The sequence below is a fragment of the Exiguobacterium sp. KKT215 genome (assembly GCF_055635335.1).
The window spans coordinates 2,369,080-2,394,929 of sequence record NZ_CM145756.1 but is presented as its reverse complement, the minus strand read 5'-3'; the positions used below and the strand labels follow the sequence as shown (position 1 = coordinate 2,394,929).

At 52.7% G+C, this 25,850-nt stretch carries 27 protein-coding genes; 12 read left to right on the top strand and 15 right to left on the bottom strand.

What is annotated here, in order from left to right; all coding sequences use genetic code 11:
• Nucleotide 1 precedes the first annotated feature (1 nt).
• The 5 genes from ACZ2GZ_RS12475 to ACZ2GZ_RS12455 all read left to right on the top strand — a co-directional run bounded on the left by ACZ2GZ_RS12475 (nt 2) and on the right by ACZ2GZ_RS12455 (nt 3,647).
• Nucleotides 2-658, top strand: a complete 657-nt coding sequence (locus tag ACZ2GZ_RS12475) for a PspA/IM30 family protein (protein ID WP_021067801.1) — start codon at nt 2-4, stop codon at nt 656-658.
• Nucleotides 659-746: 88 nt separating this feature from the next.
• Nucleotides 747-1,439 (top strand): cell wall-active antibiotics response protein LiaF, encoded by a 693-nt coding sequence (gene liaF, locus ACZ2GZ_RS12470; protein ID WP_021067800.1) that lies wholly within the window; start codon nt 747-749, stop codon nt 1,437-1,439.
• Complete coding sequence (locus ACZ2GZ_RS12465; protein WP_021067799.1) at nt 1,436-2,464, top strand: sensor histidine kinase; 1,029 nt, start codon at nt 1,436-1,438, stop codon at nt 2,462-2,464. Before liaF ends, ACZ2GZ_RS12465 begins: the two co-directional genes overlap by 4 nt.
• Nucleotides 2,461-3,096 carry a response regulator gene (locus ACZ2GZ_RS12460; RefSeq protein WP_021067798.1) on the top strand — a complete coding sequence of 212 codons (636 nt, stop codon included), beginning with the start codon at nt 2,461-2,463 and terminating at the stop codon, nt 3,094-3,096. The genes ACZ2GZ_RS12465 and ACZ2GZ_RS12460 overlap by 4 nt, the downstream gene beginning before the upstream one ends.
• Before the next feature lie 5 nt (nt 3,097-3,101).
• The gene (locus ACZ2GZ_RS12455) at nt 3,102-3,647 is read left to right on the top strand and encodes a GNAT family N-acetyltransferase (RefSeq protein ID WP_021067797.1); all 546 of its coding nucleotides are present in this window, start codon (nt 3,102-3,104) and stop codon (nt 3,645-3,647) included.
• Nucleotides 3,648-3,656: 9 nt separating this feature from the next.
• Here the strand turns inward: ACZ2GZ_RS12455 and ACZ2GZ_RS12450 are convergent, their stop codons facing one another.
• The 5 genes from ACZ2GZ_RS12450 to ACZ2GZ_RS12430 all read right to left on the bottom strand — a co-directional run bounded on the left by ACZ2GZ_RS12450 (nt 3,657) and on the right by ACZ2GZ_RS12430 (nt 7,206).
• The gene (locus tag ACZ2GZ_RS12450; RefSeq protein WP_214715473.1) at nt 3,657-5,549 is read right to left on the bottom strand and encodes an ABC-F family ATP-binding cassette domain-containing protein; all 1,893 of its coding nucleotides are present in this window, start codon (nt 5,547-5,549) and stop codon (nt 3,657-3,659) included.
• The gene (locus tag ACZ2GZ_RS12445) at nt 5,546-6,247 is read right to left on the bottom strand and encodes a lysophospholipid acyltransferase family protein (RefSeq protein WP_021067795.1); all 702 of its coding nucleotides are present in this window, start codon (nt 6,245-6,247) and stop codon (nt 5,546-5,548) included. The genes ACZ2GZ_RS12450 and ACZ2GZ_RS12445 overlap by 4 nt, the downstream gene beginning before the upstream one ends.
• Before the next feature lie 94 nt (nt 6,248-6,341).
• Nucleotides 6,342-6,602, bottom strand: coding sequence for a hypothetical protein (locus ACZ2GZ_RS12440; RefSeq protein ID WP_029596043.1), 261 nt, complete (start codon nt 6,600-6,602; stop codon nt 6,342-6,344).
• 83 nt (nt 6,603-6,685) lie between these two features.
• The gene (locus ACZ2GZ_RS12435; protein ID WP_021067793.1) at nt 6,686-6,928 is read right to left on the bottom strand and encodes a hypothetical protein; all 243 of its coding nucleotides are present in this window, start codon (nt 6,926-6,928) and stop codon (nt 6,686-6,688) included.
• A gap of 128 nt (nt 6,929-7,056) precedes the next feature.
• Nucleotides 7,057-7,206: a hypothetical protein gene (locus tag ACZ2GZ_RS12430; RefSeq protein WP_021067792.1), complete on the bottom strand. Its 150-nt coding sequence runs from the start codon at nt 7,204-7,206 to the stop codon at nt 7,057-7,059.
• A 288-nt stretch (nt 7,207-7,494) separates the two neighbouring features.
• On the opposite strand from ACZ2GZ_RS12430, the gene ACZ2GZ_RS12425 reads away from it, so the two are divergent.
• The 5 genes from ACZ2GZ_RS12425 to map all read left to right on the top strand — a co-directional run bounded on the left by ACZ2GZ_RS12425 (nt 7,495) and on the right by map (nt 12,362).
• Complete coding sequence (locus ACZ2GZ_RS12425) at nt 7,495-8,346, top strand: CvfB family protein (protein WP_029596042.1); 852 nt, start codon at nt 7,495-7,497, stop codon at nt 8,344-8,346.
• 163 nt (nt 8,347-8,509) lie between these two features.
• Nucleotides 8,510-10,018: a degradosome RNA helicase CshA gene (gene cshA / locus ACZ2GZ_RS12420; protein WP_087576473.1), complete on the top strand. Its 1,509-nt coding sequence runs from the start codon at nt 8,510-8,512 to the stop codon at nt 10,016-10,018.
• A gap of 101 nt (nt 10,019-10,119) precedes the next feature.
• Complete coding sequence (locus ACZ2GZ_RS12415) at nt 10,120-10,371, top strand: hypothetical protein (RefSeq protein WP_021067789.1); 252 nt, start codon at nt 10,120-10,122, stop codon at nt 10,369-10,371.
• A 45-nt stretch (nt 10,372-10,416) separates the two neighbouring features.
• Nucleotides 10,417-11,601, top strand: coding sequence for an EAL-associated domain-containing protein (locus ACZ2GZ_RS12410; RefSeq protein ID WP_029596040.1), 1,185 nt, complete (start codon nt 10,417-10,419; stop codon nt 11,599-11,601).
• An 11-nt stretch (nt 11,602-11,612) separates the two neighbouring features.
• A complete protein-coding gene (gene map / locus ACZ2GZ_RS12405) occupies nt 11,613-12,362 on the top strand; it encodes a type I methionyl aminopeptidase (RefSeq protein WP_021067787.1) in 750 nt (249 codons plus the stop codon).
• 49 nt (nt 12,363-12,411) lie between these two features.
• On the opposite strand, the gene menC is transcribed toward map, so the two are convergent.
• From menC to ACZ2GZ_RS12375, 6 genes are read right to left on the bottom strand one after another with little or no spacing between them, the layout of a single operon-like run.
• On the bottom strand, nt 12,412-13,479 hold the full coding sequence (menC, locus tag ACZ2GZ_RS12400; protein ID WP_214715471.1) for an o-succinylbenzoate synthase: 1,068 nt from the start codon (nt 13,477-13,479) through the stop codon (nt 12,412-12,414).
• A complete protein-coding gene (menE, locus tag ACZ2GZ_RS12395) occupies nt 13,463-14,833 on the bottom strand; it encodes an o-succinylbenzoate--CoA ligase (RefSeq protein ID WP_470295299.1) in 1,371 nt (456 codons plus the stop codon). The genes menC and menE overlap by 17 nt, the downstream gene beginning before the upstream one ends.
• Before the next feature lie 49 nt (nt 14,834-14,882).
• Complete coding sequence (menB, locus tag ACZ2GZ_RS12390; RefSeq protein WP_021067784.1) at nt 14,883-15,707, bottom strand: 1,4-dihydroxy-2-naphthoyl-CoA synthase; 825 nt, start codon at nt 15,705-15,707, stop codon at nt 14,883-14,885.
• The gene (locus ACZ2GZ_RS12385; protein ID WP_214715632.1) at nt 15,708-16,481 is read right to left on the bottom strand and encodes an alpha/beta fold hydrolase; all 774 of its coding nucleotides are present in this window, start codon (nt 16,479-16,481) and stop codon (nt 15,708-15,710) included.
• A complete protein-coding gene (menD, locus tag ACZ2GZ_RS12380) occupies nt 16,481-18,130 on the bottom strand; it encodes a 2-succinyl-5-enolpyruvyl-6-hydroxy-3-cyclohexene-1-carboxylic-acid synthase (protein ID WP_214715468.1) in 1,650 nt (549 codons plus the stop codon). Before menD ends, ACZ2GZ_RS12385 begins: the two co-directional genes overlap by 1 nt.
• On the bottom strand, nt 18,127-19,512 hold the full coding sequence (locus ACZ2GZ_RS12375; RefSeq protein ID WP_058765741.1) for an isochorismate synthase: 1,386 nt from the start codon (nt 19,510-19,512) through the stop codon (nt 18,127-18,129). The genes menD and ACZ2GZ_RS12375 overlap by 4 nt, the downstream gene beginning before the upstream one ends.
• A 166-nt stretch (nt 19,513-19,678) precedes the next feature.
• On the opposite strand from ACZ2GZ_RS12375, the gene ACZ2GZ_RS12370 reads away from it, so the two are divergent.
• On the top strand, nt 19,679-20,578 hold the full coding sequence (locus ACZ2GZ_RS12370; protein ID WP_214715466.1) for a 1,4-dihydroxy-2-naphthoate polyprenyltransferase: 900 nt from the start codon (nt 19,679-19,681) through the stop codon (nt 20,576-20,578).
• An 18-nt stretch (nt 20,579-20,596) separates the two neighbouring features.
• Nucleotides 20,597-21,148 carry a beta-class carbonic anhydrase gene (locus ACZ2GZ_RS12365; RefSeq protein ID WP_021067779.1) on the top strand — a complete coding sequence of 184 codons (552 nt, stop codon included), beginning with the start codon at nt 20,597-20,599 and terminating at the stop codon, nt 21,146-21,148.
• Between the two features lie 41 nt (nt 21,149-21,189).
• On the opposite strand, the gene ACZ2GZ_RS12360 is transcribed toward ACZ2GZ_RS12365, so the two are convergent.
• The 4 genes from ACZ2GZ_RS12360 to ACZ2GZ_RS12345 form a co-directional block, all read right to left on the bottom strand.
• Nucleotides 21,190-22,137 (bottom strand): YihY/virulence factor BrkB family protein, encoded by a 948-nt coding sequence (locus tag ACZ2GZ_RS12360; RefSeq protein WP_021067778.1) that lies wholly within the window; start codon nt 22,135-22,137, stop codon nt 21,190-21,192.
• A gap of 68 nt (nt 22,138-22,205) precedes the next feature.
• Nucleotides 22,206-22,643 carry an NUDIX domain-containing protein gene (locus ACZ2GZ_RS12355; protein ID WP_035385765.1) on the bottom strand — a complete coding sequence of 146 codons (438 nt, stop codon included), beginning with the start codon at nt 22,641-22,643 and terminating at the stop codon, nt 22,206-22,208.
• A gap of 66 nt (nt 22,644-22,709) precedes the next feature.
• Nucleotides 22,710-23,636 carry a carbohydrate kinase family protein gene (locus ACZ2GZ_RS12350; protein ID WP_021067776.1) on the bottom strand — a complete coding sequence of 309 codons (927 nt, stop codon included), beginning with the start codon at nt 23,634-23,636 and terminating at the stop codon, nt 22,710-22,712.
• Nucleotides 23,637-23,746: 110 nt separating this feature from the next.
• Nucleotides 23,747-25,654, bottom strand: coding sequence for a heavy metal translocating P-type ATPase (locus tag ACZ2GZ_RS12345; protein WP_214715464.1), 1,908 nt, complete (start codon nt 25,652-25,654; stop codon nt 23,747-23,749).
• Nucleotides 25,655-25,850 lie beyond the last annotated feature (196 nt).

Genomic DNA, 25,850 nt, shown 5'->3' with positions numbered 1-25,850 from the left:
GATGAAAACACCATTTGACCAGTTTCGTGATTTAGCTAACGAGTTGACGAAAGAATTGTCGAAAGAGATGAAGAAGTTCCAAGATAAAGAGGGTCCACGTTCGGCACCGCGTTCGAGCGGGGAGGCCGAGTTGAACCGCCACATCCGTGGTGCTGAAAAAGAAGCGATGTCTGTCGAACGTCTCGTCGAACGTCAAAAGGCGCTCCTCGATGAGCTGGCGACAAAACGTGATGACGCTAAACTGATGGCGGATAAGCGTTACGAGCAGACCGAGCTCGCCAAACAAGCGGGCGAAGAAAAACTCGCGGAGCGGGCCGCGCTCGAGTCGAAGCATTACGGTGAGCAGTATCGTTACTTTGAAGGGTTGCTCGACGAAGGAGCGCGTGAACTCGACGCCCTCGAGCGCCGTGCCCTCGAGATGCGACTGAAACTCGATGAGATGCAAAACAAACGCTATGAGTTCGCGATGCGAGAAAACCTGGATTTATTGAAAGGTGCGCTCGATCAAATCTTCGGAGCGGAGACGTCGAAGACTCATCCGTTCACGGAAGAAGAGAAGAAGCAAGAACCGGCCGCTGAAGAGAAAATCGATGCAGCGGATGAAGATGATTTCGAAGCAAAACTAAAAGAACTTGAGCGTCGTTTCAAACAAGACTGACGCAACGGTTCAGCGATGGTCCGGCGAATGAGTTGGGCCATCGCTTCTTTGCTTCATTGTACATACTGTCAGAGAGGGGGGAAGCAACGTGGAACGTTGGAACACACGCCAAATCATCGGATTCATGATTATTTTGTTTGCCATTGGACTATTTATCGATATCGTGACGGGTGGAAACAGCGTCCTCTTCAGCATGGTCGTCCCGTTATTGTTGCTTTATATCGGACGACGTTTCAGCCGCAAAGGCAATCAGCCGGTCAGCTATATCTTTTACGGAATTGGCGGCATCATGCTCGTCGGACTCATCTTTTCGTCGGCGGCATTTGGTTTCGTGCTGTCGGGTCTATTGCTCATGTTCGGTTATCGGCTGTATAAAAACCGTCCGCTCGAATCGAGCCGATTCAAGTCGCATATCCGTCAAGAACAGGCGTTTACGTTCGGGACGAAAGAAAGTGGTCACTACGTGCTCCAAGACACGAATGAATTTTTCTTGTTGCGTGACGTTGAACTCGACTTGTCGCGCGCGATTATTCCGGAAGGAGAGACGTTCTTACTGTTGAATGGGCTCGCCGGGGATATCCGGATTCTCATTCCGGCCGGTTACGATTACTCGATTGACGCCTCGATCGGGTTCGGCAAGATTCAAGTCGACGAATCGAATTATTCGCCCGTGTTCAATCGTCGCTTTTATACGGCATCGGACGATTACGCGTCAGCGACGCGAAAAGTCCGGATTCATATCGTGCTCATGAGCGGAAGTGTCGAGGTGATGACTGTATGAAGAAGGACTCGTATCCAAGGACCGTTGTCTGGCATCAACTGTTCAGTAGCCTCTTGACGGCACTGTTCGTCACGATTGCATTTTTAATAGGTGACTCGACTTCACTCCGAGATTTGTTCACACGTGAAGAAGGGTTGCCTTTCGGTGTGTCTATCCTCGTCATCGCCGTCTTGATCGGCAGCGTGTTCGGGGTCGGTTCGTACTTTTATTTGCGCCGTGACTTCCGGGAAGTGGCGATTGCCTTATGGAAGCTCGAGAATCAAAAAGAAATCACGTTCCGTCCGCTGTCGCCTTATCGCGATACACTCGAACGGATTGCACGCATCTCGAAACAGCGCGCAGAAATGGTCGAGATGGCGAAACGGGTCGGTGACCGGCCTGTCAGTGTCGAGGAAGCACGTAGTGAAGCCGTCGTTGAGGAGCGGCGCCGTGTCGCCCGAGAGTTACATGATTCGGTCAGCCAGCAACTGTACGCCATCTCGATGATGACGACGGCAGCCAAGCAGACGATCGAGGCGAAGCCGGACGTGGCCGCCAAACAAATCGAACAAGTCGAAGTGATGGCGCAAACGGCTCAGGCCGAAATGCGCTCGCTCTTATTGCAACTTCGTCCCGTCGAACTTGAAGGGATGACGCTCAAGACGGGTATCGAGCGATTGTTAGAAGAGCTGTCGCGCAAACAGTCGACCGAACTTATCTGGCGCCTCGAAGAAGTCGAGTTGTCGCGTCACACCGAAAATGAACTGTTCCGTATCGTTCAAGAAGCGATCAGCAATACGCTTCGACATGCGAAAGCGAAGCGACTCGAAATCGAAATGCGGACCGTGCAACAAACGGTCATCTTAAAAATAAACGACGACGGCATCGGCTTTAATGTCGATGATACACAAGTCGCCTCATATGGCTTACAATCGATAAGAGAGAGGACGGCTGAGGTCGGCGGGACGTTACGACTCGTCAGTGTGCCCGGCGTCGGTACTCAGATTGAAGTGCGTGTGAAACAACAAGTGGAGGGGTTACAATGATTCGAGTCGTATTGATTGATGACCATGAGATGGTGCGGGCCGGAGTCTCGGCGTTCTTGTCGACGCAGCCTGACATCGAAGTCGTCGGAGAGGCATCGGACGGCGCGACTGGAGCGGAACTCGCGATCCAAGAAAAGCCGGATGTGGTCTTGATGGATTTAGTAATGGAACCTGTCGATGGGGTCGAGTCGACAAAACGGATCAAGGCGAGTTGGAAAGACGCTAAAATCTTGGTCGTGACGAGCTTCTTAGATGATGAGAAAGTGTATCCCGTCATCGAGGCCGGGGCGATGAGTTACGTCTTGAAGACGGCAAACGCCAATGAGATCGCTGATGCGATTCGTCAAACGGCAGCGGGCAATCCCGTCATGGCCGCCCAAGTGACGGGCAAGATGCTCGAGCGGCTCCGTCACCCGGAAAAGACGTTGCACGAGAGTCTAACGGCCCGGGAACGTGAGATTTTGCAGTTGATGGCAGAAGGAAAGTCGAACCAAGTCATCGCCGACGAACTATACATCTCGTTGAAGACGGTAAAGACGCACGTCTCCAACATTTTGACGAAGCTCGACGTCTATGACCGGACGCAAGCTGTCGTCTATGCATTTCAACATAACATCGTCAGTAAAGGGTGAACGGGATGCTTCCAACGATTGAAACGGAACGGCTCCGATTACGACAACTCGACGTGACCGACGCTGAACGGCTGTTTACCATCTTTTCAGACCCAAACGTCTTGCGCTACTACGGAATGGAACCTCACACGTCCATCGTGGAGACGCAACAGATGCTAGCCGGTATGCTCGAAGGGATTGAATCCGGTGCGGTGATGCGCTGGGGCATCGTGACGAAAGAGTCGTCTGACTTGATTGGAACGATTGGATTCCATAACCGAGCGCCGCGACATCGACGTGCCGAAGTCGGCTATGAAATTCACCCGAACTATTGGCGTCACGGATATGCGACCGAAGCACTCCAGGCCGCGTTAAGCTATGCCGCGCAGACAGGCGAGATGGAACGGGTCGGGGCCATCGTCTTCACCGAGAACGTCGCGTCGCAACAAATGCTCGAAAAGAACGGCTTCTCGCGGGAAGGGACGCTCCGTCACTATATGCGACAAGGCGACCGCGCGCACGATGTGCATGTATATGGCTATACGACAAACAAGGATCACGCCGACGCGTGATCCTTGTTTTCATTTCTTCTGTGCTTGAATTTGTTCATCAATCTCCGATAAATATTCCCAACGCTCCATCTTCGCATCGAGTGCTTCTTTCAACGCGGCGATATCGGCGTACAGTTCATTCACTTTGCCGAGGTCGCTTCCGGCTATAGCGAGCCGAGCCTCCGCTGCATCAATCTCGGACTCGAGAGAAGCGATATCTTCCTCAATCGTCTCCCATTCCTTCTGCTCTTTGAAAGTGAATTTGACGACGTCGACTTTGACGCGCTCTTTCTTCTCTTTCGATTCTTTCTTCACTTGTTGCTTCGTCTGTTCTTGGAGTGTGGCCAAATAATCACTGTACTCGGCGTGATAGACGTTGATTGTCCCATCTTCGAAGGCGATGAGCTGCTCAGCAATCCGATCTAAGAAATAGCGATCGTGACTGACGGCGATGACCGTACCTGGGAACGACTCCAAGTAGTCCTCGAGGACGGACAGTGTCTCCGTATCAAGGTCGTTCGTCGGTTCATCCAAAAACAGTACGTTCGGCTCGTCCATCAAGATACGGAGCAAGACGAGGCGGCGTTTCTCGCCACCGGATAGTTTGGCAATCGGTTTGTATTGCGCGTCTGGGGTGAACAGGAACCGTTCGAGCATCTGACTGGCCGTGATCGTCTCGCCGTCCGGCGTATAAATGACTTGAGCGATGCGTTCAATCTCATCGATGACGCGGCGCGATGTGTCCTCAAACTCGACTTGTTGCCCGTAATAGCCGAGATGGACCGTCTCGCCATGGACGACCGTTCCTTGCGTCGGTTGAAGGCGATGGGCGAGCAAGTTCATGAGCGTCGTCTTCCCGCTACCGTTTGGTCCGACGATGCCGTACCGCTCACGTCGTCCGAACAACCACGTGAAGTCTTGGATGAGCAACTTGTCGTCGTAGCCGAATGATAAGTTCTCGACTTCAATCACTTTTTTCCCGAGACGACGTGATCCGACGGACACTTCGAGCGCCTCATCCTCGGCGAGCGTCTCTTGGTGTTTCAAATCTTCGACGCGTTGGATACGCGCCTTCTGTTTCGTCGTCCGGGCTTTGGCGCCTCGGCGCAACCAGGCGAGCTCGCGGCGCAAGATGTTTTGGCGTTTCTGCTCCATCGAATGCGACCGGGCTTTTCGTTCGGCGCGTTTTTCAAGGAAGAGCTCATAGTTCCCGTCATAAAAATAACTTGTCCCGTCGGCGATCTCGAGAATGTGGTTCGTGACTCGATTCAAGAAATAGCGGTCGTGGGTGATGAGTAAGATGGCGCCTCGATAATCGGCCAGAACCGTCTCGAGCCAAGCAATCGTATCGGCGTCGAGTTCGTTTGTCGGCTCATCGAGCAACAACAGGTCGGCTTCATCGAGCAGGGCGGCGGCCAAAGCGACCCGTTTCTGCTGTCCACCGGAGAGCGAACTGATTTCCGCCGTCACATCCGGAAGGCCGAGCCGATTCAAAATCGATTTCAACTTGGCCTCTGTCTCCCAAGCGTCGGCTGCATCGACTGCTTGTTGGGCTTTCATGAAGCGTCCCAACCACTGTTCACTCGTCGGGTTTGCCTCGAGTGCTTGGCGGGCCAGTTCATATTGCTTCAATGCTTGAACGGATGGGGTGTCACTCGTGAACAAGGCGTCCAAAATCGTTTGACCCGGATCGAAATCGACCGTTTGCGTCAAATAGCGAATCCGATAGTCGTTTGGATGTTGCATCGAACCGCGGTCTGCCGTCTCGACGCCAGCGACGATTTTTAAAAACGTCGATTTTCCGGAGCCGTTGACTCCAATCACACCGATGCGATTGCCTGGATGAATCGTCATCGTGACGTCATCGAATAACACTTTATCTGCAAATTCTTTGTGGATACCTTCAATCGTTAATAAGCTCATGATTCTTCTCCTTCAACAACGCGGCGAATCATCGTCTCCGCAAGCGCGGCAATTTCTTTGTTCGGGACGTCGGCCGGATCGATGACCGGTAAAAAGGTGACGTCGACCGTCCCAGGGGTGATACGATTTTTCGTTTCGAGCAAATGATGACTGCCTTTGATGGCAACCGGGACAATCTTGGCGCCACTTGATGTGGCGAGCGTCAGGCTGCCGGCTTTAAACTCTTTAATCGGCCCGCCTTTCGAGCGGGTGCCTTCCGGGAAGACGATAATCGATTGGCCGGATTGAATCGTCTCGACGCCGGAGCGGATGGCTTTAATCGACTGGCGGCGGTCGCTGCGGTCGATGAAGATACAACCCATTAGTTCCATCCAACGTGGGATGATTGGGAACTTTTGAACTTCGATTTTTGAGATGAACGCTTTCGGATGTTTTGTCGCCGTGATCATGATCGGGACATCGAAGTTCCCTTGGTGGTTCGCGACGTAGACGACCGGTTCATTCGGAATGTTCTCTTGGCCGTGAACGCGGACGCGAGCGCCGGCAATCCGGAGTAGAAAGCTTGCCCATGTATAGGCGACGGTTTGAACGTACGCGTAACGTTCGGGCGGCGTCAGCCGTTTCGCTTTCGGATAGAACGGAAGCGTCAGCGGTAAGACAGCAAAAAAGGTGATAAACCAGATGGCGGTGCGGATCATGAGTCATTCTCCTTTCAATCGTACAACTGTTAGTCTGGACACGAAGAAAGAGTCTTCTTCTCTAAGCGAGAATCCGACTCTTCGGCATGAATCCTTATTCCCAGAAGCGAGATTCGCTTTCCTCTTCTTCTTCCTCGAGTTCGAACGTGATTCGTTTATTCACCGGGTCCACGGCAAAGTAAGCCCCGTCTTGATCGATGCTCTTGAACTGCATGACGTGATCAGTGCCGATTTCGAGGGTGAGTCGAATCCGGTTGTCATCGTCGACGAGCAAGATGCCGTCTTCTTTCAGCCATAGCTCCATGACAGGTGAATAACGTAATAGCCATTCGTTCGATAAAGGGATTTCATTCATACGTGTTTGTGCCTCCTACGGGTTGAGTCCGTTTTGCTCTCTGTCTACAATAGGATAACAAAAGTGGAGGGTGAAGACGAGTGTTATGTAGAACGTTTACGTGTACTTGAATGCATACGTGCCACGATGCGTTTGATTTTTTTCTGGTTGCGGCGTTCAATCAATAAGACGTTCGTTTGTGCGACTAACTGTTTAAATGAAGATAAGCCCATGGCGAGCAATACGGCGAACAGGAATGTACCGATCGGGTCTTTGAAAAAACCGGTTTGGAGCGAGACGGACAAACCGACGACCGAAAGAATCGTGGTGAGAAAATAAAATAGCATGAGTGGCTCTCCCTTCCCAGATGATTCAATAGTAAAAGCCGAACGTTATGTTCGTTCGACAGCTGCACAAAAAATCCCTTTTTTTGTCGGAACAAAACAAAAAAACGCCTTCTGTCAGGAGAGGGCGTTTACTCTTGGACCATCGTGACGGATGAAGATACGTTTGTATCGACTCCGTTTGAGAAAATGAAGCTAAGTGAAGCGAGTAGCGCGAAGAAAGCAATCAATAAGCCTTTCATAAAGCGCTTCGCAAATGATCGAGATTGAACATCAAACATTTATTATCCCCCGTTCGGCCATGGCTGAAACCTAATTCGTTAAACAACACTTCCTTAATAATAACGTTTTCAAAATGTGGATACTAGATGGAAAATGCACGTTCACAAAATTGTCACAAAATTTGAAATAAAGACGTTAGAATGCTCGCCAATCGGTCATATGCGTCTTCGTCTCTCGTTCACAATTTAGACACAATTAAGCGGAGCAATGAAATCGAACATGATATGATTAGGAACGTGTGTAGGTAGGTATACTGACAGTAATAGATGAAAAAGGATGTGGATTGTATGGCATTACGTGCAGGAGAAGTAGTAGACTTGGTCGCGGAACGTTCAGCTGATTTTGGAGTGTTTATCGGTAACGGTCGCGAAGAGGTACTCCTTCATCGAAAAGAACAAACAGAAGAAGTTGCGGTCGGACAGACGGTACGCGTCTTCCTTTATCACGACTCGGAAGGACGTCTCGCTTCGACGATGACGATTCCTAGTGTCACGTTCGATGACTATGAATGGTATGAAGTGACAGGGGTCCGGTATAACACAGGTGTGTTCGTCAATATCGGGATTCAAAAAGATGTACTCGTCTCATTAGATGATCTTCCTGAGAACCGGTCGTATTGGCCGAAAGAAGGAGACAAGCTATGCATTCGTCTCAAGTACGACCAAAAGAGCCGCCTCCTCGGCGAACCGGCTCATTACGCGTACTTGAACTTATTGGCGCGTCCCGCCAAAGAAGAGTGGGGCAACCAAGATGTGCAGGCGATCGTCGTCAATCGACGCGACGTCGGTGTGAACGTCTGGGTCGAGAACGAGTCGCTTGGCTTCCTACATGAAGCAGAGATGACACGTTGGCCGCGCCTCGGTGAGCAATTGACGGTGCGCGTGACACAAGTGAAGCAAGACGGGACGGTCCTCGTCTCAATGAAACCTCGGGCCTATGAGGCGATCGACCCGGATGCGGAAAGTATCCGTGCCTACATTGAAGAGCGCGGCGGCCAAATGCCTTACGGCGACAAGACGGCGCCGGATGTGATTGATCGTGAGTTCGGGATGAGTAAAGCAGCGTTCAAACGGGCGCTCGGGAAACTGCTGAAAGAAAAGCAAGTTGAAAAACTCGACAATGGCTATAAATTGAAATAAGATAACTCATGTCCAGGTGGCTATAAAAAGTTTTAGAATGTATTTCTTTCATTTTAGAAACAAATGCGTTATAGTAGTAAGAGTTGACTACGAGGAAACATTGTAAAAACGTCTGTAGAACTAAACCTCAGACGTTTTTTGTATGAAAAAAGGAGAATATAATTTGACAAAATTCCAAGATTTACAGTTAAGTGAAGTATTAGTAAAAGGTGTACTCAAAATGGGCTTCGAAGAAGCTACACCGATCCAAGCTGAGACAATTCCTGTCGCACTCACAGGAGTGGACGTATTAGGTCAAGCGCAAACAGGTACAGGGAAAACAGCAGCTTTCGGTATTCCGACAATTGAGCGAATCGATACAAAGGCACGTCAAGTCCAAGCACTTGTTCTTGCACCGACACGTGAACTTGCGATTCAAGTTGCAGAAGAATTGAACAAAATTGGTGAAGCGAAGCGCGTTTACGCACTTCCAGTATACGGTGGCCAACAAATCGACCGCCAAATCCGTGGTTTGAAAAAGAACCCACAAATCGTCGTTGCGACACCTGGACGTCTCATGGACCACATGAAACGCAAGACGATCAAACTCGACGAGATCCAAACAGTGATCTTGGATGAGGCAGATGAAATGCTCAACATGGGCTTCGTTGAAGATATCGAGATGATTTTGAAAGGCCTTCCGGCTGAACGTCAAACGCTTCTCTTCTCTGCAACAATGCCACCACAAATCAAGAAGATTGCTGAGCGCTTCATGAAGTCGCCGACAATCATCAAAGTCAAAGCGAAGGAAATGACAGTTGAGAACATCAACCAACAATTCCTCGAATTGCGCGAAGGCCAAAAATTCGATACGCTTTGCCGTTTGATCGACATCGACTCACCAGAACTCAGCATCATCTTCGCTCGTACGAAGAAACGTGTTGACGAAGTGACAGAAGCACTGATCAAACGTGGTTACACGGCTGATGGTCTTCACGGTGACTTAACGCAATCAAAACGTGACCAAGTCATTCGTCGCTTCAAAAACAGCACGATTGACATCTTGGTCGCAACAGACGTAGCGGCACGTGGTCTTGATATCACAGGCGTTACACACGTTTACAACTTTGACGTCCCACAAGACCCGGAAAGCTACGTGCACCGTATCGGACGTACAGGCCGTGCTGGTAAAACAGGTACAGCTCTTACGTTCATCACGCCACGTGAATTCGGTCAAGTCAAAGCAATCGAACGCGTAACAAACAAGAAGATGAACCGTCGTCACGTTCCGACAATCGCAGAAGTGCTTGAGGGCAACCAAAAGCAATCGGCTGAAGATTTGATCGAACGTGTACAAGCGGGCGACTTCAAAGCTTACACGCAACTTGCGACTGAGCTTCTTGAAGAGTACGAAGCAGTCGAGCTTCTCGCAGCGGCACTTCGTGGATTGACGAAAGAGCCAGATTCAACTCCGGTTGAAATCTCGTATGCAGAACCAGTTCGCGTCAAACGTCAAGGTGGACGCAACGACCGTGGTGGATACCGTGGAAATCGCAGTGGCGGCGGCGAACGTCGTGGCGGCGGTGACCGTGGTGGACGCAGCGGTGGCGGCGGTGGATACCGTGGCAAACGCACGGGTGGAGAAGACCGTCGTCGTTCAGACGACCGTGGCCCACGCCGTCCGCGTGACTAATCAATAACCCAAAACCGCATCTCCCTAAGTGGATTTGCGGTTTTTTTTTTGGTGTCATGCTACACTAAACGAGTAGAGACAGAAAAATGAGGTGTCAACGGATGATTGAACTAGGTTTTGGTCTCGTCATACTATTGGCGTGCGTCCTGGCTTTGAAACCGATTATAACGCGGACCGAGCGTCCGAATTTCCGATATATCCCGGTCGCCACGCTCCTGTTCGGCGCCATGATTTGGCTGGTGATGGCCATCGGCGTCGGTGGGAAGATGGGAATCGGGTACGGTGTGATGAGTATCGTATATTTCATTGCTTGTTTCGGTGCCTATATGTATGTGCATACACGAGCGAGCTGAGCCCAGCTCGCTTTCGTGTTTAGAAAAAAAGACGAGGTGATCAAGGTGGATGCAGTGGATGTGATGATGAACCCAGAGGAAGTCGAAGTGACATTTGAACCGATTCTCGGGGCTGCTACCTTTCAAGTAGAGGGGTATATGGTGCATGGGCAGTTCAGGGGCGAGTCGCTCACGCCTTTCTTTTATGACGATGACGTTCCGCTTGAGTACCAGCTCGATATCGCTAAACGAATGGAGCGTCTTGCGGCCGAACAGTTGCGGGACGAAACGCAATTCGTCACGTTCCGATGTCGGTCGGAATGGATTCTCGATCAAGGCGGCGAGGCGTTTTTGGCCCCGCTGCGGGAGTTGAACTTCCCGCTCCATCGCATTTACGTGACACTTCAAGGGACTGACCTCGTCGACGTGTCACGTTTGTCACGAGTCGTCCAATATTATCGTTCGTCCGGTGTCAAAGTCGCGCTCGACTTCGCTGAGTCGACAAGCATTGAAGATATCATGACGGTGGCGCCTGAGATGCTACTCGTCGATTTGGCGACGATGGTCGAGAAGAAGACGTTATCGGTCACGTATCCGCAAATGCTTCAGACGATGGAATATATCGCTTCCCGTCTCGGGGCTCCGCTCTTGTACAAATCAATTGATCACCTCGGGCAGCTGCGTTATGCGTGGCGTCATGGCGGACGTTATTATATGGGTGGACTCCTGGGTCAAGGTGATGCGACACCGCCGCGCGAAGCGAAAGGCATGAGCGTCTTGACACAAGAAGTGCCGTCATTCTTCTTGCACGATCAAGAGCGGATCAAGCGATTGTATGAGCTTGAGTTCGAACTCCATAAACAAATTCACGACCTCGTCCAAAGCGGGAAGTGGTCGCGCGATAAAAAAGATGAATGGTTGCTCCATATTGCGCCGAAACTCGAAGGAACGTTCGTCCGCTACTATTTGACGGACCAAACCGGGTTCCAGACGAGCGCGAACGTCTATCAGGCGCAGTCGAATTGGACGGTCGACAATACGTATCGCGGCTATAACTGGAGTTTCCGGCCGTACTTCATTCGCACGATGGCGGCGATGGACGTGCGCGGACGAGGCTACTTGTCCGAGGATTATCGTGACTTCAGCTCGAACGAAGTGACACGGACGTTCAGTTATCCGTTACCGGATGGCATGTTCTTGTTTGCGGATTTATCAGAAGAGTTCTTATATCAAAATCGACTATTAGATTGAGAGGGAAAACGATGTTAGATTATGATTACGATGCATTGCGTGAGATTGGACGGATTGTCGCCTTGGCGCGCGACGAGATGGCGAAAGCGGTCAAACCGGGCATGACGACGAAACAGTTGGATGAGATTGGACAACGTATTTTGGAAGCGGAAGGGGCCGCCTCGGCCCCGATTACGATGTATGAGTTCCCAGGCTACACGTGCATCTCCATCAATGAAGTCGCAGCCCACGGGATTCCGGGCGACCTTGTCATCCAAGACGGGGACGTGGTCAACGTCGATGTATCGGCCGTGAAGGATGGCTACTATGCCGACACTGGGCGTACGGTCATCGCGGGCACGCCGAAATCGGCTAAACACGAGCGTTTGGTCGAAGTATCATTGACCTCGCTCGAAGCAGGTCTCAGTAAAGTGAAGGCGGGCGTCAAGGTCAACCAAATCGGCAAGGCGATTTATGCCGATGCCCGGAAGAACGGCTTCACGGTCATCCGCAACTTAGCGGGCCATGGTCTTGGGCGCACCCTTCACGGGGAGCCGGAGACGATCTCGAACTACTATAGTCGTGAAGAAAACGACATCTTGAAAGAAGGTCAAGTCATTGCCGTCGAGACGTTCATCTCGACGCAAGACGAAATCGTCTATCAATCGGAAGAAGACGGCTGGTCATTGTTCACCCCGAACAACAGCCTCGTCTCTCAATTCGAGCACACGGTCGTCGTCACGAAAGACGGCTATGAAGTGTTGACGGGCACGTTCCGTTAACGATGAAAAGGCGGCAGACGCGAGGTCTGCCGCCTTTTTTGCGGAGTTTTTACAGGAGTCGAATCGTCTGTTCGCTCAGTTGCTCGATTGTCGTCCAATCCGGTGCGACTTGATTGGGAAGCATCAACTGTCCGTTCTCGACCTCGAGCGGGGTATCGAGCAAATCGGTCTCGAAGTAAGCGCTCGTCCCGGCCATATCGGCCGGGTAGGCGGCTCCGCTCATTGAGGCGAATAAGAGCGTGTGATAACGGCCGATGGAGGACTCATACATACCACCAACCCAGTAGGGGGTGCCGCTATCGCGAATCGCGAGTGCCTCGCTCCAGCCGCCTACGCGGGCCGGTTTGATATTGACGATGCGACCGGCTCGAAGTCGATGCATCGTCGCCACGTCTTGAGCCGAGCTAATCGATTCATCGAGACAAATCGGTGTGGTGAGCCGTGCCTGCAAGTCTGCTGTCTCGACCCAATGTGTGCTCGGATAAGGCTGCTCGATCATCAAGAGACGGTAGGTATCTAATGCCTCGAACCAGTCAAGCGGTTGCTCGGAGCCACTTCCGTTCAAATCAATCATGAGCGGGGCGTCCGGAAAATTGTTCCGAATCTCGCTGAGCGCAGGGAGTAGTTCATGCGGGGACGCTTTTAACTTGATCCGGTCGAATCCGGACGCGAGCGCAGACTCGATGGCGTTCAATGTTTGACTGAGCAGACCGATGCCGATGGTCCGGCCACAGGCCACGGTGTCGCCGGCTTGGACGTATTGTTTTAATGTCTGATTCGCTCGGGCCGCTTCCACCTCCCATAGAGCGCTCTCCCACATCGCTTTCGCCATCGGGTGGCCGATGATGGAGCTGACATGGGTACCGAACGAGGCGGCGGACAACGTCCTCCCTTTCAACAGTTGGATAATTAAAGCGGACGTATCGATGACGGAGCGGACGGTCTCAGCCGTATACCATGGCGTCTCGAACGCGACACCTTCCCCGTAGCCGACAACGCCGTCGACCGTCTCCAGACGGAGAATGACCGTCCGTCTCGTCGTCAACACGGCGTGGGCGGTGACAATCGGATGTTTGAACGTGAGGGGGACGATATACAGTTCAGCGCGACGAATCATGGTCAGCCTCCTTTAAGCGATGACGCATCAATTTACCGTTGGCGTTACGAGGCAACTCGTCGACGGCAATCCATGCTTTCGGATGTTTATAAGACGCCAGATTGTCGTGCAACAGCTGAATTGCCTCATCGAAATCGAACGTACCGACCGTGAAGGCGACAGGTATCGCTCCCCAAGTCGGGTCGGGACGACCGACGACCCCTACGTCTTGAATGCCCGGGCAACGCAATAACACGCTCTCGATTTCGGCCGGATAAATGTTCTCGCCGCCAGAGATAATCAAGTCACTGCGACGGTCATGGACGTACAAGTAACCGTCCTTGATTGTGCCGAGGTCACCGGTCTGCCAATAGCCGTCGGGCGTCCAGGCGTCGGCCTCTGGCTGTTTATAGTAACCAAGGGTCACCGTCGGTCCGTTCACTTCAATCTCCCCATCCGCATTGATGCGGAGTTGGGTCGGCGCGATTGCTTGACCACTCGAACCGATGTGGGCGAGCGCCTCAGATGGCAAGAGCGTCGCGACTTGCGAACACGTCTCCGTCATTCCGTACGTCTGGGCGACCGGTAACTGCCGCCGCTCGGCTTCTTCGAGCAACGGGCGCGGTACGGGACCACCGCCGACGAGCAGAAGTCGTAGCTGATGGCGGGAAAGACCTGCGTCGAGGAGACGCTGAAGCATGACGGCGACAAGCGAGATGTGGGTGATTCTTGCCGTCTCAATCAACTCGAGTGTCCGGACGACATCGAACTTCGGTTCGACGTATAATGTCGAACCGAAACGGGCGCTCCGATACACTTGGGCGAGTCCGCTCATATGGAAGAGTGGCGTGACGATGAGCATCCGGTCACGCGTCCCATATCCGAGGCGCGTCTTGGCAGCGTCGGCGCTCGCGATGTGATTGCCGAACGTCTGCTTTACGGCCTTGGCCCGCCCGGTCGTGCCTGAGGTGAACATGAGCGACATGACTTCATCGTCTGCCCATTCGTGCGATGTGGCGAGTGACGCCTCATCTCGTGACGTCAACTCGAATTGGGTGATTGACAGGTCAATCGGTTCATCGACGAGCAATACATCGATATCGGCCGTCTCGATTTGTCCTGCCAGTTCGCTCATCGTCAACCGTGTGTTGAGCGGAACGAGCACTTTTCCGAGTAACTGGATGGCGTGGACAGCGATGACATAATCAGCGCTGTTCGCGGCGCGTAATCCAATATGGCGGGCTTCGGGTGCGACTCGTTCCAGGAAGTGGGCCAAACGGGCACTTTCCGTGCTTAACTCGGCCCAGGTCAAACTGACGGACGCGGTGACGAGTGCCATGGCGTCACGTCGATATTGTGTCACATAACGATTCATCATCAGGACCTCCAAAAAAAGAGTAGCGAAGTCGCTACTCTTTGTCGATTTACGGGAAACGCGGGAACTGACCGAAGTCTGGGTCGCGTTTTTCTTTGAAAGCGTCGCGTCCTTCTTTCGCTTCGTCTGTCGTGTAGTAGAGAAGCGTCGCGTCGCCGGCAAGCTGTTGAAGTCCTGCAAGTCCGTCCGTGTCGGCGTTCATCGCTGCCTTCAAGAAGCGAAGTGCCGTCGGAGAGTGTTGCAAGATCTCTTGGCACCATTGGATCGTCTCGGCTTCAAGTTGCTCGAGTGGGACGACCGTGTTGACGAGTCCCATGTCAAGCGCTTGCTGTGCGTCGTATTGACGGCAGAGGTACCAGATTTCGCGTGCTTTCTTGTGGCCGATGATGCGAGCCAAGTAACCTGAACCGTAACCGGCATCGAACGAGCCCACTTTTGGTCCAGTTTGACCGAAACGGGCGTTATCGGCTGCAATCGTCAAGTCACAGACGACGTGCAAGACGTGTCCGCCACCGATCGCATAACCGGCTACCATGGCGATAACTGGTTTCGGGATGACGCGAATCAAGCGTTGAAGGTCGAGGACGTTCAAGCGTGGAATCTCGTCGTCACCGACGTAGCCGCCGTGGCCTCGTACTTTTTGGTCGCCGCCTGAGCAGAAGGCTTGATCGCCTTCACCAGTCAAGATGATGGCACCGACTTCTTTATCGTCACGGGCGCGTGCGAACGCGTCGATGAGCTCGTTTACCGTGAGTGGACGGAACGCGTTCCGTACTTCCGGGCGGTTGATGGTGATTTTGGCGATGCCATTCCACTTCTCGTACTTGATATCTTCGTACGTGCGGACCGATGTCCAGTTTGCTACTGATTCCATTTAAATTCCCCCTAAAATCAATTTCTCTATCATTGTACCAAATTGTTGGGCATTCTCGACATGTGGAGCATGAGATGCGTCCGAAATTTCATGAATTTCAATATCGGGACGAATCAACTGCATGTTCCTAGCAATCTGTTGAAACTTCACATCGTGTTCCCCGACGATCAAATCGGTGCGAGGTAAACGGTCGAGTAGTGGCCAGAGCGACGGCATGCTGCCCGTCCCGATAGCGCGGAGGCTGTCCGCGAGTGCGGCTGGACGTTGGGCCAACCGCTCAGGACGGAGTGCGGCACGCATCTCATCAGTCTGATGCCAGAGCGGAAGCTGTTCCCAACGGTCGACGAACGCCTCAAGTCCTGCTTGCTCGATGAATTCGGCGAGCTTTTCGTCTTGAAGCCGGCGTTGTCGACGTTCGGCCGCACTGAGTCCGGGCGTCGTGCTAATGCCAATGAAATGGGTGACCCGATCATCATAGGCGGCGAGTGTCATGCCGACACGTCCGCCGAGCGAGTAACCGACGACCGTCCACGGACTTTCGTCCGTATCGAGTAGCGCCGACAAGTCTTTTACCTGTTGACTCATCTTGGCACGCTCGACCGGCTGATGGCCCGTTTCACCATGTTGCAACAGTGTCGGGGCGACAAGTCGGACGGGTAGTTCCGGGAAGCGGGAAAGCCATCCCGCGTTTCCTGTGAAGCCGTGCAACAGCAAGACCGGCCGGCCGTTGCCGCGTTCGAGCACCTCGTACGAGACGCCTCGCAGCGGACGCATCACGACTCATTCCCCGTCGCCAAGCGGTCCGTGAGCGAAGCAGTCCAACGACGGTGCTCCGCCACGTTCGTCGTACGGTCGGATGGAAACTCGATGAGTTGGACGCCCGCCTCGATGGCGGCCGTGACGTCTTCAGGCTGCTCGAGCCGTTGATAGCTGAGCCCGTACGTGTCAGCGAATCCACGTAGATTCAACTGCAGCGGCGTCCCGAACAAGTCCTCGAACATTTGCGGTGCAATCGAAGCTTGTGGCAAGAAGGAGAAGATGCCGCCCCCGTCGTTGTTGACGACGACGATGGAGAACGTACCTGGGTGCGATTTGACGAGTTGGAGCGCGTTGCTGTCATGATAAAACGCCAAGTCGCCAATTAACAGGGCAGCCTTGTCCGTATCGTGACAGGCACCGAGCGCGCTCGAGATGATGCCGTCAATCCCATTCGCCCCGCGGTTGGCGACGACGTCAATCGACTGACCGGCTGAAAGTGTCGTATCGATATCACGAATCGGCATGCTATTGCTAACGAAGATGCGTTCGAGACGTGACGCTAGCAAATGACGCGTCAATGCACTTTCTCCGCTCAAAGCAGGTTTCGCGGATTCGGTGATCTGTTCGAACAACGCGAACCGATCGAATAAGTCGACGTCATAGTTTTTGTTGATGGCGGCTACATAATCAATCGCATCTCCGTACACGACCGTAGCATGATTTGACGGGTCGCGGAACGAGCCCGGTTGCTCAATCAAGACGCACGGGACGTCCTGGAGCCACTGGTTCAATCGTTTCGAGACAGGAGCGGCGCCGAAGCGGACGACCGTGTCAGGCGTCCATTCCGTCCGATGCTCGCTCGCGAGCCATGTGTCGTAGTTCGTCAGCACGTGATCAAATCGGCGCATCCCGCTCAACGGGTCGGCGAAAATTGGGATATGATACGTTCGCGCCGCTTTATAAATCGGCTCAAGCCATGACGCCGGTGTCCCGGGACCGACGAGGAAGGCGAGACGGTCAACATCGATGTCTCGTTTGAAGCGGTTGACGTCACTTGTTGTCGGTTTGAGATAGGTCGGTTCAGACAATTCGGTGTCCCCTTCAAGCAGTGACGTTAAGCGTTCGATGTCCGGCAATAACGGCTCGCGGAACGGGATGTTCACGTGGACTGGTCCGAACGGCGCGTGCATGCTCGTTCGAACGAGCCGTGTCACCGCTTGTTCCATGTAGCGCTGGCTGGCAGCTTCAGGAACAGGGAGGTCGATGCTCGCTTTGACGTGCTCGCCGTACAGCCGGACTTGATCGATTGCTTGAGGAGCGCCGACGTTCCGTAGTTCATGCGGACGGTCTGTCGTCAATACGATGAGCGGCAACTGCGAGATGTTTGCCTCGGCCACCGCGGAAAAGTAGTTGGTCGCAGCGGTGCCACTCGTGCAGATGAGCGCGACCGGTCGCAACGATGAGGTCGAGCGGGTCAAGCCGAGAGCGAAGAAGGCGGCCGAACGTTCATCGACGATGATATGATGACGGACGCTCTGATGAAGATAAGCGGCCATGGCCAGCGGGGTCGAGCGCGAACCGGGACTGATGACGATATCCTCGACGCCTTGTTCGACGAGCCGGTTCATCATCTGGGCGACCCAATCCGTTAACGTTTCATTCATGCTTGATTGCCTCCTGCGCTTACTTTGTCCAACCCGAGTGCTTGCTTGATTGGACTGAGCTTGATTTCCGTCTCGGCGAGTTCCGCTTCGAGCTCAGACTCTTGGACGATTCCACAGCCTGCGTATAGCGCCACGAATTGGTGATGCACGAGGGCGGATCGGATTGAGACGACGAATTCGCCTTCTCCTTCCGTATTCAACCAGCCGAACGGCGAACCGTACCAACCGCGGTCGAAGCGCTCAATCTCACGCAATAAGCGGACAGACGTCCGTTTCGGTGAACCGCCGAGCGCGGGGGTCGGGTGGAGCGACTCGATGATGGACAGCAATGACGCGTTCGTATCGAGCGTCGCTTGAATGGGTGTATGCAGATGGAACACCGAGCGATTTTCTAATATACGCGGCGTTTCGGGTGCCTTGATAGTAGCCGCGTATGGAGTGAGGGCGTTTTTAATGTCCTTCACGACAATTTGATGCTCATCTAAATTCTTCGCATCGTGCAACAGCGTCTGTTTGGCTACATCCGCCTCGATTTCTGTGTCCGGTCGTTTAATCGTTCCGGCGATGGCTGCCGTTTCGATGTACGGTCCTTGTTTTTTGACGAGGCGCTCCGGGGTCGCCCCGAAAAAGCCGATTTCTCGCTTTGGTTGATATAAGAAGACGTAACTGCCCGTTTGATGTTCTGACAAATGGCGTAACGTCGTCGCGAACGGGAACGGCTCTTCTGATGTTTGATAAATCTCTTCACGGGCGATGACGATTTTCTCGACACGTTCTTCCGAGATGTTCAATTTGGCTTGTTGGAAGCTCGACTTGAAGTGGTCGACGCCATCTTTCACTTGAGAGTAGGTCGGTGCCTGCTCGTCGGGAGCGTGCAACGCGTTGAACTGGGCGAGCTGATCGGCCAGTTGAATCAAATATTGTTCGACCGAACGTTTCGCCGACACGAGCGTCGAGACGGTCAACGTGTGTTTGTCACCCGAACGGCGATATAAAAATTTAGGCACGACCAATGACGCTTCGCCGAACGCTTCCCACATATTTTTCTGGGGGCGGATGAACGTGTCGAACGAGAAGCCCGAGAACGCATAAATGACCGCGTCGACGTCCCGGCGGTGCAGGCTCCAATCATATTGCAACCGTTGGAACCGTTCCGGGCCAGAAGCCGTCAACACGAGCGCATCGGCACATCCGAGCATCTCGAGGGAGCGGTCGGGTGTCGAAAAATAATAATGGGACGTTTCCGTGTTTTGAATGATATGAAACGCATCGAACGAAGGGATCTCCCACGTGTAGGAGGCCAAGACCGGCCGTTGCCAAGCACGTGCCCGTTTATGGGCTTGCTCGATTCGTTGTTTAATGTGTGTTTGAGTATCTGGCATGTAAGAAAAGCCTCCTCAATCCAATGGAATTCTCATTCTTTAGTGTATCATGACTTCACGGCAGAACTGGCCGTCAAATGCTCGGGAAAGTGAAGGGAACCGTTCGAGCGACGGGCATTGACAGATTTTTTTAAAGAGACGTAAACTAACGAAGGGAGGGAAGTGCATGAAGAAGAGAGAGAAAGGTGCCTATTGGCGCATGATTCGTCCGCACACATTGACGGCGAGCTTCATACCGGTGCTGTTAGGGACGTTCATCGTCCTCGGGCAAGTCGAATTGAAATGGGGACTGTTCCTGGCGATGCTCATCGCCTCGGTCTTGATTCAAATCGCGACGAATTTATTCAATGAGTATTACGATTATAAGCGCGGGCTCGACCATGAAGGGTCAATCGGAATCGGCGGTTCAATCGTACGCGATGGATTCACACCGGGCCAAGTTCTCGGGATTGCCCTTGGGATGTACGGGGTAGCGGCCGTGCTCGGTCTTTATATCGCCGCTTCGACAAGCTGGCACTTGATTTGGATCGGTGTGTTGTCGATGGTCGTCGGGTTCCTCTATACAGGAGGTCCGCTTCCCATCGCCTATACGCCGTTCGGTGAACTCGTCGCCGGTCTGTTCATGGGCTATGTCATTATCGGGATTTCAGGATACATCCAAATCAGAACGGTGACGACGGAGCTGTTGCTCGTGTCGTTCCCGATGGCGCTTTTAATCGGGGCCATCTTGCTCGCGAACAATATTCGCGACTTAGATAACGATAAAGTGAACGGGCGCAAAACGATTGCCTGTCTCGTCGGACATCGACGTGCGGTTCTCGTCTTAGCTGGATTCTTTATCGCGGCGTTGATTGGCATTATCGTCGCTGTCGTCGGGTTTGGCGTGACGCCTTGGGTGCTGTTGTCACTCTTGACCATTCCGATTATGATTCGGGCGGTGAAACGCTTTTGGGTCAAACAGGAACCGGCTCAATTGATGCCAGCGATGGCGATGACCGCAAAAGTGAACACGTTGTTCGGTGCTTGGATGGTCATCGGTTTGATGGTCGCGCGATTCATCGCGTAAATAAAAGGAGGGAACCATATGTCAGTCGTTCAAGAAATGTTAGCGTTCAATGAAAAATTCGTCTCGGAGAAACAATACGAAGAGTTCGTCTCGGACAAGTTCCCCGATAAGAAAATTGTCATTTTAACATGTATGGATACACGTCTGACGGCGTTACTGCCGAAAGCTCTCGGTTTGAAAAACGGGGATGCTAAAATTATAAAAAATGCGGGTGCTGTCCTATCACATCCGTTCGGTTCGGTCATGCGTTCCATTCTTGTCGCGCTGTATGCGCTCGGAGCGGAAGAAGTCATCGTCATCGGGCACTATGATTGCGGGATGGCGGCCATCGACCCAAACGCGGTCATCGGCGAAATGGAGCGTCGCGGGATCGAACCGCAAACGCTCCAGACGCTCAAATCGTCGGGTATGGATTTGGAGAAGTGGCTACACGGGTTTGACTCGGTCGAAGCGAACGTCGTCAACTCGGTCAGTCTCATCAAAAATCATCCGCTCTTGCCACCGGGCACGAACGTCCACGGATTCGTCATCGATCCGGCGACAGGACGTCTCGATGTCGTCGAAGCATAACGTAAAAGGCGGTCTCTCCTGCAGAGACCGCCTTTCTTTGGTTACCCGTATGTGTTGACGGGAATGTCTTTATACTCGTCCTCGTCCGAATCTTTCGATTTGGACTTTTTATTTTTCTTATAGTTTTTCTCGTACTCACGTTCGCTCGGCGTTTTGAAGAAACGTTGCCAAGTAGCATTGATTTCTGACCCGATCAAAATGATCATGCCGGTCAATTGTAACCAGAGCAACGTGACGATAATCCCCCCGAGTGAACCGTATGTCGAATCGTAGTTGCCGAAGTTTGAGACGTACAGGCTGAATCCGAGCGAGACGAGCTGCCAGGCGATGACGCCGAAGATCGCGCCTGGAATCGTGCTCTTCCAAAACACGTGTTGTTGAGGAGCAATCTTATAAAAAATCGAGAGCGTCAAAATCAAGATGACGGTCGTCAACACGTAGCGGAACACGTTAATCAAGATGACGTCAGCCCCTGAGATGGGGATGAAGCGCATCAAAAAGTCGATGATTTGTGAACCGAACACGTTCGAGACAATGAGCAACAGTACGCCGACACCGAGCAAGAGCGTCAAGCCGAGCGCGATGCCTTTGCTGACGAAGAAGTTTCGTTCGTTGTCTTCCCCGTATGCGTGAATCGCCATGTTAATCAAGCGTTCGACCCCTTTAGCGGCCGACCAAATCGCCAAAATCGCACCGATTGAGAGGAGTCCGCCGCGCGGTTCGCCAATCGCGTCAAAAATCCCGGTCAAAAAATCAGTCGCGGCCGCCCCAGGCGCCAAGTTGTTCAACTGTTCTTGGAACGACGCCTGTGAAATGTCGAAAAATGACAGCAACGCGAGAATGAAGATGATGCCCGGGAAAATCGATAAGAACCAAAAAAAAGCGAGCGTCGCGCCGTAATCTTGAACATCATGTTCTTTGAAGCGACGAAGCAGCTCCTTCCCGAAGGCGAACCAATTCTTTTTTTCTTTCACTTCTGTAGTATCCATGTATGAGCCTCCTGAACGTTATCGTTAGAAACTTTCTTTCCCGAAATGTCAGGAGGCTACACATAAAATCAGTCTTCGGCCAGCGTTTTATTGAAAAAGCGCTCGGCCTCGTTCGCGAGCAAGTCGGCGAGTGACGGCGGTCGTACCGGCAAATGGCTGAGCGCGCTGCGTTTCACCCACATCGGTGTGTATGAACCGTTCGTCTGTTCGGCTTGAAACTCTTCGCCTGTGCCGGTGCCGAATTCGCCACCGGTCACGCGAGCCCAGTAATACGGGTTCAACTCGCCATTGAAAGCGACGTGAGCGGCGACCCCTTCGAGTTCGACGTGGACGCCGAGCTCTTCGAACGCCTCACGGACGGCCGTCTCTTCGGCGGTATGGCCGAATTCGACTCCGCCACCTGGGAAGACATAATACAAGAGGTTCTCTTTTTCTCGGCGAATGAGCGCGACTTCGTCATGTTCATTCACGAGGATGATGGCACTGCGTAATTTCGTTCTGACCAATGGAATCGTTCCTTTCGATTTCGAATCGTGAACAAAACGCATCGACTCGCGGCCGATGCGTTTTGGTTAATCTGCTGCTGGTTGTTCGAGTGATGCATACATATCAGGCGTCAGGCCGTTATCGTGCGAGGCGATGACTTTCCCGGCGACGCGCATGCCGAGTCGGAGCGCATCCTCAATCGGATGACGTTTCATCAACTCGGAGATGACAGCGGAGAAGAACGAGTCACCGGCACCGGTCGAGTCGGCGACTTTCACTTTCGTCGTCGGGACGTGGCCTTGTTCGTTCGTACGCAAGTCGACATAGACCGCACCGAGTTCACTCATCGTGACGATTGTGAGCGGGGCACCTTTCATGGCGAGCACTTCGGCGACACGTAACGCATCGTCCACCGTGACGATCGACATGTCAGATAAAATCTCTGCTTCTTCACGGCTACAGATGAAGCCGGTGAAGCCTTGAAGCAAATGGCGGTTCCGTTCGATGACAGACAGATGGCCACACACGCCGTAAAGCGGGAGTTTCATCTCGCGGCATAGCTCAATCGTCTCGTTGAGCACGTTGACCGACAAGTCGAGGTCGATGGCGACCGCCTGACTTTCGGCGAACACCGTATCGATGCGACGAAGGATACATTCTTCCATCATCGCCTCGTCCGGTTGCTTCGAGATCGACGTTTGAAGATCGCCGTTGTTATCCATGACGGCCAGCCACATGCCCATGCCGTTGTCATCGAGCAAATCGACGTGATCGACGTTCACATTCAAACCGCGGAGTTCCTCGAGGACACCCATCCCGATTTGATCGTTCGTCACGGTCGACACGAAACGGACATCATTGCCGAGGACACCTAAATTTTGAGCGACGTTACGGCCGGTTCCGCCGTTTGAGAACGCGATGTCACCGACGTTCTTGGCATCTTTATGGAGCGGGGCGAACGAGGTTCCTTTAATATCGACAAACACTTTGCCGATTACTGCTATCGTATTCATACACTGTACCACCTTTAGCCAATCTTCCTAATCAGTTCCGGTCTAATTAGACACATTGTTTCAATTATAGCGAAATCGCCAACGGCTTTCAATGACGGTGTCGATTTTTGTCAGTCCCATGACGTGCTGAGCAAGCGTAGGCCGTTCAAAATGACGAGGATGGTCGATCCTTCGTGCCCGACGACGGCGAATGGCATGACGAGCAATTCGAAGATGTTCGTCGCAATCAAGACGAGGATGACCCCTAATGCGAACACGACGTTTTGGAGGACGACCCGATTCAACTTACGCGACTGTTTGATGGCCGAGCTTAGGCGGTTCAAGTCGTTCTTCATCAAGACGACGTCGGCCGTCTCGAGAGCGGCGTCCGTCCCTTCTCCCATCGCAATCCCGACATCGGCCGTCGCGAGGGCAGGGGCGTCATTAATCCCGTCACCAATCATGCCGATGCTGCCATACTCTTGTTTCAATCGTTTAATGTGCTCGACTTTCTCTTCCGGAAGACATTCGGCAATATAGCGGGTCAAGCCGGCCTCGGAGGCGATGGCGCGTGCTGTTGCCTCGTTGTCACCCGTGATCATGATGGTGGCGATGCCGAGGTGGTTGAGTCGCTCGATCGCTTGCTTGGCCTCGGGACGTAACGTGTCTCGAAGCGCGAACGCCCCAATTGTCTTCTCTTCGTCACTGATGAATACGAGTGTGTGGCCGGCCGCTTTCAAACGTTCGACTTCGTCGCGGAAAAAGTCGTGGCTGCGATCGGCGAATTTCTGTTTACCGACCCGGTAAGCGACACCGTCGATGGTCGCTTCAATCCCAGACCCGGTCACGTCTTTAAAGTGTTCCATCGCCCCCGTATAACTGCCCGTGTACTGAACGAGCGCCTCGGCGAGCGGATGCATCGAATGTTCTTCAATCAAGCTGACAATGCGATACACGTGTTCTTGTGTCGTATCGGGATGAATCAACGCCGCTTGGACTTCTGGTTTACCGATTGTGAGCGTACCGGTCTTATCGAACGCGACGGCTTTCAAACGTCCCATATTTTCGATATGGACACCGCCTTTGAATAAAATCCCGTGTTTAGCAGACGAGGCAATGGCTGCGAGTGCCGCCGGCGTGATGGCGGCAACGAGTGCACACGGCGAAGCGACAACGAGAAGGATCATCCCGCGGTAAATGCTCGTCTCGAGCGACCATGACGTCAATACCGGGCCGAGCAAGATGATTGCCGTGACGGAAGCGAGCACGACTTGAACGTAGCGTCCCTCGTACCGGTCGATGAACTGGGCGGACGGTGATTTTTCTTCTTGCGCCTGTTGGACCATTTGAATGATTTTTTGGAACAATGTCTCTGTGGCGAGCTTTGTCACTTCGAGCGTCAAGACACCGTTCAAGTTTACGCTTGATCCATATACCTCATCGCCGACGTTCCGGTCGACCGGAATCGATTCACCGGTGATGGCGGCTTCCTCAATCGAGGCGCTACCTTTCAAAATCTGACCGTCGACCGGGATGCGCTCGCCGGGTCTTACGTAGATGTGGTCACCGACGCGCAGTTCGTCGATATGGACGACCTCGAGGCCGCCCGAGCTGTTCAATCGGGTCGCCTGCTCAGGTTGGAGTTCCATGAGCGATTCAAGGGCACGCTCATTTTTATTCATCGTATACGTCTCAAGGGCGCCTGATAACGCGAAGATGAAGATTAGGATGGCGCCTTCCATCCAGTACCCGATTGAAGCAGCACCGATGGCGGCGATAATCATGAGTAGCTCGACGTTCAAGGAGCGCGTCTCCCATGTATCGGTCAAGCCTTCCTTGGCTTTGGCATATCCGCCGATTAAAAAGGCGGTCAAATACAGAGTGACGTAGAGCGCAGGAGCTCCGTCTTGTCTTTCCGCGATATATGCGAGTACAATCAATACACCACTGATGAGCGCCATGATGAGCTCGATATGTTCGACCCAGCTGGCCCGTTTGAAGACGTGGCTTTTTTCGTGTGTGACGGTTGATGTGTTCATGTGAGCACCTCTTTCTAATTGAGAATATATATCAGTTAAATGATAATGAATGAGGATGATTATCATTATCTATTGTTGATATTATTAGGTTTTACGCGAATTAAAGGTGAATCCCTTATTTATAATGATTATCGTGTAAGTCTATTTTAGCACCAAACGTAATCACTCACAAACTAAAAGATTAAGGAGTTTTTGT